Here is a 904-nt window from a genome sequence, read left to right as displayed (position 1 = left end):
CCGGATGATCGAGCTGTCCTTGTGGTACAGCCGTTTGCGTTTCTTGTGCCGTTGTGGGAGCTGCAAGCCTTCTTCGCGCCATAGTCGTTCGATCTTTTTATGATTGACTGCCCAGCCTTCGACACGCAGCAGCTCGGCGACCTTGCGGTAGCCGTAGCGCCCATACCGTTTGGCCAATCGGATCATCGCCAGACGTAACGCCTCATCATCCTTTGGCGCTGCGCGGTATTGCAGCGTGCTCCGCGCCAATCCAATCACGCGACAGGTGCGCCGTTCAGAGGTTGCCAGCTTTTGTCGGGTGTGGACCACGGCCTGACGAAGCTGGTCTGCCGTCAGGCCTTTGGCTTTAGATAATCAAGGCTCTCCTTGAGAATGAGTTTGTCCAGTTCAAGCTCAGCCACGATTTTCTTGAGCCGATCATTCTCTTTCTGCAGCGCCTTCAGATTGGCCATCTCAGATCGTCCCATCCCACCAAACCGCTTGCGCCATGTGTAATAGGTCGCATCACTGACACCAGCCGTTCTGCACGCCGTCGCGACATCCGAACCAGATGCCAGGCCCAGCTCAATCTCGCGCAAAAGCCGCAGAATATCTTCGTCCGAATACCGTTTCCGCGCCATCAATCCCGTCTCCAAAACTAAGCCAACTGTGGCACAGTTTTAGGGGGCCAAGACAACGCTCTGCCAGTTCATCGACGGTTAGGCGATGATGGGTGATCTTCCGCCCCAATTGATTGCTTAGTGTTTCGGCAACCACATCATAAGAAATCGCTTCCGGGCCAGTGAGTATATAGTCCGTGTTTTCGACTGATGGAGTGACCAGCAGCGCCGTTGCACAGGCTGCTATATCGCCAGCATCGATAAAGCCCACTCGGCCGTCATCTGTCGCTGTGTAGATGGCGGAC

At 55.4% G+C, this 904-nt stretch carries 2 protein-coding genes and 1 pseudogene; all 3 read right to left on the bottom strand.

Annotated features, from left to right (window positions below):
* A partial coding sequence (locus ACR0ER_RS25610) for an IS3 family transposase (protein WP_480771273.1) occupies nucleotides 1–249 on the bottom strand: 249 nt, incomplete at its 3' end.
* Nucleotides 250–332: 83 nt separating this feature from the next.
* Nucleotides 333–620, bottom strand: a complete 288-nt coding sequence (locus tag ACR0ER_RS25605; RefSeq protein ID WP_480425685.1) for a transposase — start codon at nucleotides 618–620, stop codon at nucleotides 333–335.
* Nucleotides 565–904, bottom strand: a pseudogene (locus tag ACR0ER_RS25600) (hypothetical protein); the annotation flags it as partial. The gene ACR0ER_RS25605 and the pseudogene ACR0ER_RS25600, both read right to left, overlap by 56 nt.

It is taken from the genome of Ruegeria sp. CH8 (assembly GCF_056536985.1).
This window is presented reverse-complemented; position numbering and strand designations above follow the sequence as displayed.

What these genes read in the sequence shown, in the direction of transcription:
- ACR0ER_RS25605 (WP_480425685.1), bottom strand. Translation starts at nt 620, where the DNA reads ATGGCGCGGAAACGGTATTCGGACGAAGATATTCTGCGGCTTTTGCGC.